7 protein-coding genes are annotated in these 6435 nt (G+C 45.9%); 1 reads left to right on the forward strand and 6 read right to left on the reverse strand.

What is annotated here, in order from left to right; genetic code table 11:
• Positions 1 to 189: 189 nt before the first annotated feature.
• Both VIP81_RS03330 and VIP81_RS03335 read right to left on the reverse strand, forming a co-directional pair.
• Positions 190 to 585 carry a DUF1634 domain-containing protein gene (locus tag VIP81_RS03330; RefSeq protein WP_331957056.1) on the reverse strand — a complete coding sequence of 132 codons (396 nt, stop codon included), beginning with the start codon at positions 583 to 585 and terminating at the stop codon, positions 190 to 192.
• A 3-nt stretch (positions 586 to 588) separates the two neighbouring features.
• Entirely contained in the window at positions 589 to 1425 is an 837-nt protein-coding gene (locus VIP81_RS03335) for a sulfite exporter TauE/SafE family protein (RefSeq protein ID WP_331957057.1), read from the reverse strand.
• A 143-nt stretch (positions 1426 to 1568) separates the two neighbouring features.
• On the opposite strand from VIP81_RS03335, the gene VIP81_RS03340 reads away from it, so the two are divergent.
• On the forward strand, positions 1569 to 2402 hold the full coding sequence (locus tag VIP81_RS03340; RefSeq protein ID WP_331957058.1) for a CvfB family protein: 834 nt from the start codon (positions 1569 to 1571) through the stop codon (positions 2400 to 2402).
• A 234-nt stretch (positions 2403 to 2636) separates the two neighbouring features.
• Here the strand turns inward: VIP81_RS03340 and VIP81_RS03345 are convergent, their stop codons facing one another.
• The 4 genes from VIP81_RS03345 to VIP81_RS03360 all read right to left on the reverse strand — a co-directional run.
• Entirely contained in the window at positions 2637 to 4085 is a 1449-nt protein-coding gene (locus VIP81_RS03345; protein ID WP_331957059.1) for a hybrid sensor histidine kinase/response regulator, read from the reverse strand.
• A 49-nt stretch (positions 4086 to 4134) separates the two neighbouring features.
• Complete coding sequence (locus VIP81_RS03350) at positions 4135 to 5556, reverse strand: DHA2 family efflux MFS transporter permease subunit (RefSeq protein WP_331957060.1); 1422 nt, start codon at positions 5554 to 5556, stop codon at positions 4135 to 4137.
• Positions 5553 to 5900 carry a hypothetical protein gene (locus VIP81_RS03355; RefSeq protein WP_331957061.1) on the reverse strand — a complete coding sequence of 116 codons (348 nt, stop codon included), beginning with the start codon at positions 5898 to 5900 and terminating at the stop codon, positions 5553 to 5555. Before VIP81_RS03355 ends, VIP81_RS03350 begins: the two co-directional genes overlap by 4 nt.
• On the reverse strand, positions 5893 to 6435 hold a 543-nt coding region (locus VIP81_RS03360), incomplete at its 5' end, for a J domain-containing protein (RefSeq protein ID WP_331957062.1). The genes VIP81_RS03360 and VIP81_RS03355, both read right to left, overlap by 8 nt.

The following is a 6435-nucleotide window of genomic DNA, read 5'->3' on the forward strand; positions in this document are numbered from 1 at the left end:
ACACTTATTATACTGATTTAGATGATTTTTCCGATTTTTATACTAAAATATTAAAAGATAGATGGGGGAGATACAAGCAGATATGCTTTTATCTCTCCCATCTATTAGAATAAAATAAAATCCTGAAAATCATCTAAATCAGTATAATCCTGAAAAAGACAATCGCCGAAGGCGATCCCCTCCGCTCCCTTATCCCGCCAATCCCCCCAGCATACTATATAAAATAATCCCCAATACAATCAGGGTGATCACCACATACAGGTAATCCTTCTCTATCAGAAAGGCTATAACTGAAAAGGCTATACGAATAATAGGCGTTGCAATCAGTAATACCACGCCCAGCTGAATAATATTCATGCCTCTGTTCTCCAGCACGCCCTGCCAGATCCCCGGCAGATCGGCCAATCCATCCCGCACACCGATAAAGTCGCGATAGGAGGGCTGTTCATGACCATGGCGGCTCAGATAAATCACACCGCCAATAAATACGATGATACTGGAAACGACCACGCCTACGCGTAATTGTTTTCCTATCAGCTGCTGAATGTCTTTGTCCCGGAAATAATTTGAAAATAGTTGCTTCATCGTTTATAATTTTCCGGTCACCCCATTATAAATCATCTGCAGCGCCAGGAAACCGATAACAACGCTAAAGACTATACGTAACCATTTCACATTAGCTCGGGTCAGTAGTTTGGAGCCGGCAAAAGCCCCGGCCAACACGCCCAATACCACCGGCATACATAATCCGGGAGAAATATAGCCTCGCTGCAGGTACACCACTGCACTGGCTGCCGCCGTTACCCCAATCATAAAATTGCTGGTGGTAGTGGATACTTTAAAAGGAATACGCATGATGTTATCCATGGCTAATACCTTTAATGCACCGGAACCGATGCCCAGTAAGCCCGACATCACACCGGCGAAAGTCATCATGAAATAACCGCCGGGCACATGGTGTACTTCATAGTTAACCGTTCCTTCTGCAGTAGGATAACTACTGTTGAGCCGCAGCTGCGTCGCCAGTTTGCTCTTTTGCGCTCCTGTGGGCATTTCCATTTTCTTGCGGAAAGACATCAGGGATGAGAAAATGAGTACCAGCCCAAAAATAACCGCCACCACATTGGTAGGCATGTACACGGCAATCAACGCTCCCACCACAGCGCCTGTGGTAGTGGCTATTTCCAGGAACATGCCCAGCCGGATGTTGGTAATGCCTTCTTTTACGTAGGCAGAAGCCGATCCGGAAGAAGTGGCAATAGACGCCACCAACGCAGTACCAATAGCATAGCGGATGTCGACATGAAATACAAGGGCGAGTAAGGGAATGATCACTACGCCGCCCCCTAAACCGGTCAGCGACCCCAGCAGCCCGGCCATAAAGGCGCCGCCTAGGAGGATCAGGGTGAATGATAAAATCGTCATAAGATGGTTTGGTTGGTTTAAATCAGTCATTAGGGAATTACAGTACTCGCTGAATAGCTGATGATTACAAAAGTAAGGAGAATATGATTCTCGCAATCCGGCAATCTATAAGTAACTTGCACCCTGACAATTAATTGAATTTTATGATAAAGGTGGGTGAATACAACCAGTTAAGGGTAAAAAAAGAAGCTGATTTTGGTGTGTACCTGGAAGGAATAGATCAGGAAATCCTGCTCCCTACACGGTTTGTGCCAGCAGGAACACGCGTGGGCGACGAGCTCGAAGTATTTCTGTATCATGATTCTGAAAACCGCCTTATCGCCACCACCCAGCGTCCGTTTGGTATTGTAGGCGACATAGTGCTGCTGAAAACCGTGAGCGTTACCAAACAAGGCGCCTTTCTCGACTGGGGACTCATGAAAGATCTCTTTGTGGCCACGTCTCAACAACTCACCCGTATGGCGCCAGGACAGGAATACCTGGTAAAAATATACATCGATGAGCAAACCGGCCGACTGGCGGCCACCGAAAAACTGGATAGGTTCCTCAGCAATGAAAACCTGACCGTAAAAGAAAAAGATGCCGTTGACCTGGTCATCTATCGCCGCACCGATATCGGTTTTGTGGCGATTATCAACAGCCTCCACACCGGCATCCTGCACCACAACGAAATTTTCCGCTCCCTGGAAATTGGTGATAAAATGAAAGGCTTTGTACGCCAGATCAAAGAAGATAAAATAGATCTGATCATCGGCAAACCTGGATTTGAAAGGGTAGAAGATGAAGCGGAGAAAGTATTACGACTCCTGCAGGAAAATGATGGCTATCTGCCTTATCATGATAAATCTACGCCGGAAGAAATCCAGGAATTCTTTGGGATGAGTAAGAAAACATTTAAAATGACCATCGGCAATCTGTACAAACAACGTAAAATCATTTTTACGCAAACGGGCATCAAAGCAGAAACTGGCGATTAGCGAAATGCAGCGGAAGGATCGCCTTCGGCGATTGTCTTTGTCCAGGATTAGGTTGATTTTGATGATTTTTGTTTGTTGTGATTTTGAAAGATTATAAAAAGATGAAGGGGAGATATAGGCCGATCCGCCCATATCTCCCCTTCATCTTTTTTATCAAAAAATAATAATCCTGAAAATCATCAAAATCAACCTAATCCTGGACAAAGACAATCGCCGAAGGCGATCCCCTCCCCACTATTCGCTAACTTCCACCGGGAAGCTGATCAGGAAGCTGGTACCTTCTCCCAGCTTACTATCTACCGCTATACTGCCATGATGCTGGAGTATAATATTCTGGGTAGCGGTAAGACCTAACCCGGTACCTTTTGTTTTATTGGTAAAAAACGGTTCAAATAATTTAGCCAGATTCTGCTCGGAGATACCACTACCGTTGTCGGATATACGAACAAATACCCGTTCGGCATCCTGCCAGGAGTGAAGCCCCAACCGGCCTTCGCCGGCTTTCATCGCTTCAATGCCATTGATAATAATATTCAGAAATGCAATGAGGATTTTGTCTTCATCTGCCAAAATTTTACAATCCGGCTGACAAAGTTCTTTTACCACCGCAATATTATTCAGTTGCAGGCGATCAGCTGCCAGGTGCAACGCCTTTTCCAGCAAGATATTCAGACCCATGGGCAGCATGTTCAGCTCAGACATGCGGGTAGATTGCAACAGTTCTGTTACCAGGTGATTAATACGATGGCAGTTGCGCTCCATGATATCGAGGTACAGCTGTGCATCTTCCGTTTCGGCCACCGGCTCCGTTTTAATCTGGGAAACGGCCAGCAAAATATTAGTGAGGGGATTGCGTACTTCGTGGGCAATTAAACGGGCTATACGACCCGTTATCGCAAATTTTTCCTGCTGTTGTTTTTCCCTTTCTTTACGTTTGCGCGCAGTAATATCCTGGATGATACATAAATACAACTGTTTTTTTTCATCGAGCAGGGAAGCATTCATCATAACATCCAGCTGCTGTCCTGATTTACGGCGGAAAACATATTCTTTCTGTACCACACCTTCTTCAGAGCAAAGCTGTTCGAGAAATTCTTTAATGACCAGTTCTTCCGCAAACAATCCCTGCAGATGACTACTGTACAGTTCCTCTTCACCATAATTCAACACGTTCAATGCCGCGGGGTTAGCCGCTACTATCTTGTGTTCACAGTCGGCCAGCAGAATAAGATCGTTGGATTTTTCGAAAATGCTGAAGTAACGTTTTTCACTTTTTTCGATAGCGAGGAGATGATTAAACTTATCCAGGGTATAACGAATGGCTCTTTCCAGCAAGGCGGCATTGATTTCACTTTTTACAAGATAATCTGCTGCACCGGCCTGCATGGCCTCTTTATCAATATGGTAATCTCCTTTGCCGGTAAACAGGATCACCGGGGCTTTATATCCCAGATTGCGGAAATGATGCAACACATCAATCCCTGTATGCGCCCCGAGGCGGTAGTCTACCAGGTAAAGATCGTGTGCCCGTGCCTCTATTGCCAATAGCCCCTCTTTATAGGAAGACACCCACTGCAGCACATATTGATCCGGTGAAATATCCTGTAATAAAGAATTTACGAGGAAAAAATCATCTTCATCATCATCAATCATCAGGATGTGCTTCTTACCAATTGTTGCCATAAATACCGAAAGTTCAACGATATTACCCAATAATCATGCAGTAAAAAAATCAGGTATCTATATGTGCATCGGTATCTTTCAATACCACATTTCTGCGGGGCAGGAACCACGCGGGTATCAGGGTTACCAGTAATATGATCAGGGAAATATTAAATCCTTCACGTAGTGCCAGGTGATGAGCCGGCATATTAGACAATCCGGCCAATACATGTTTATTGTAAGCAGCCTGCGTAACGATGGCCAATACGGCAATCCCAATAGCACCGCCTACCTGCTGCATCAGCGTACTGATAGAGGAGGCCATGGTCACCTCGCTGGGCCTTACGGCACTCAGGGTAGCAGCGTTCAACGGCGCCAGCAATAAGCCCATACCCAGTCCCCGCACCACCATGGCAACAATCACACTGTTGGTACTGCTCCCCCTGTCCAGCACGGAAAACAGGTACATGGATATTGCCAGCAAGGAGATGCCAAGTATAGAAATTTCCCTGGAACCATGCTTATCTGACCACCGGCCCGCAAAGGGCATCATGGCGGCCATAAAAACGGAATTAGGCAGGATGAGCAATCCGGAAATCCCTTCTGAAAAACCCATTTGCTCCTGCAGCAGGAAAGGCATGAGGAAAAGGCCGCCAAACAAAGCGGCAGACCGGGAAATAGTCACGAGGATACAACTCACAAAAGAATAATTGGCAAACAAGGTCAGGTCCATGATAGGGTCCTTTTTTTGTTTGTCTATCCATATAAAAAAAGCAAATGCCAGCAGCGATACTGCCAGCGTAACCAGTATTTCGGGAGAAGTGATCCCCAGTACTTCTGCTCTGGCAATACCATACTGTAAACACACCAGGAAGATCGTGAGCGCCACAAAACCGGTAAGATCAAATGGCAGCTTGAGTTTGGGCTGCTTACGCAGTACGCCCAGATATTGGAAAGCCAGTGCCACGGTAAGTATACCTATAGGGAGATTGATATAAAAGATAGAAGGCCAGCCAAATTTTTCTGTGAGAATTCCCCCTAAAGTTGGTCCCAGCGCAGGCCCTACGAGATTTCCCAATCCCCACCAGCCCAATACCGTACCGCGTACCCGGGCTGGAAATACATAGGAAATAATGGCCATTGATGTAGGCGCCATTGCGCCACCACCTAAAGCCTGAACAACCCGTGCAATCAGGAGAGAATCCAGGTTGGTAGATAAAGCACACATCAGCGAGCCAAGTGTAAAAAGGGAAATGGCCCCGATATAAAGATTAAAAAAACCAATTCTGTTTTTCAGCCAGTTGGTCAATGGCATCAATACAGAAAAACTAAGCATGTACACCGTAATTACCCATTCAATTTCCGAAAGCGTACAGTTAAACTGCTTGCTCATAACGGGAAGGGATATATTAACAATGCTGGAATCTATTCCGGCCATTGTAGTGCCCATAATAACTACTATCAGGATACCTGTCCGGTTGATATCTCTCATACCCGGTCTTTCATCATAAAGATCAGTTGCGCTTTAGCGACAAAAGGATTCAACGGGTTACAATTAATCATGAACAGGTAAGTAGCCAGTTCTGATAATTGCCAGTCGGTGGTTAGCTCGCCATCTTTAAAACAATATACTTTCTTGAAATTAAAGTCCACCGGGATGTTCAAGGCTGCACAAGCGTGCATGGCCCTGTCCAGTGGTTCCTGTTCCATACCGGACTGACCGTAGCCCAGTTCCTGCATGATTTCGCTGGCGGTGTATAACAGTGATGGGTTATTCAGCTGTGAAATCCGCTCTGTCGAAATCACTTCTTCCAGGTAATCAAAAAGTTTAAGCATGCCCATTCTCATTTAATTGTGAAAGTTGCTGAAACAGTTCTTTTTCCTTTTCGGAAAGATTTTTTGGTATATGCACCATTGCCTTGATGTATAAATCTCCTGCCGTTCCACCATTATCGTAGGCTGGCATTCCTTTCCCTTTTAACCGGAACACTTTGCCGCTGTCGGTACCTGCGGGTATATTCATGTTCAGGTCGGCGCCGGGTGTATATACGATCGTTTTGCCTCCCAATACAGCGGTATACAAAGGCAAGGCCAAATCTGTATAAATATCCTGTCCTTTCAGTTCAAATTTAGGATGTGGCGCCAGCTGAATGGTGATGAGCAGGTCGCCGTTTTCGCCACCTTTGCGGCCAGGGTTGCCTTTCCCTTTCAATCGTATTACCTGACCTTCGTGCAAACCAGGCTTTAGTTTAATGTTCAGCCGGCTGCCATTTACCTCCACCTGCCGGGTAGCACCGGAATAGGCATCTTCCAGCGATACTTCCATGGTAGCCTGTACATCGCGGCCACGGCCGGGTCCCTGTTGTTGCTG

Source organism: Chitinophaga sp. (assembly GCF_036566945.1).
Lineage (GTDB): Bacteria > Bacteroidota > Bacteroidia > Chitinophagales > Chitinophagaceae > Chitinophaga.

Excerpts from the sequence above, each read along its gene's own strand:
- VIP81_RS03330 (WP_331957056.1), bottom strand. The coding sequence starts at position 585 with ATGAAGCAACTATTTTCAAATTATTTCCGGGACAAAGACATTCAGCAG.
- VIP81_RS03335 (WP_331957057.1), bottom strand. The coding sequence starts at position 1,425 with ATGACGATTTTATCATTCACCCTGATCCTCCTAGGCGGCGCCTTTATG.
- VIP81_RS03340 (WP_331957058.1), top strand. The coding sequence starts at position 1,569 with ATGATAAAGGTGGGTGAATACAACCAGTTAAGGGTAAAAAAAGAAGCT.
- VIP81_RS03345 (WP_331957059.1), bottom strand. The coding sequence starts at position 4,085 with ATGGCAACAATTGGTAAGAAGCACATCCTGATGATTGATGATGATGAA.
- VIP81_RS03350 (WP_331957060.1), bottom strand. The coding sequence starts at position 5,556 with ATGAGAGATATCAACCGGACAGGTATCCTGATAGTAGTTATTATGGGC.
- VIP81_RS03355 (WP_331957061.1), bottom strand. The coding sequence starts at position 5,900 with ATGCTTAAACTTTTTGATTACCTGGAAGAAGTGATTTCGACAGAGCGG.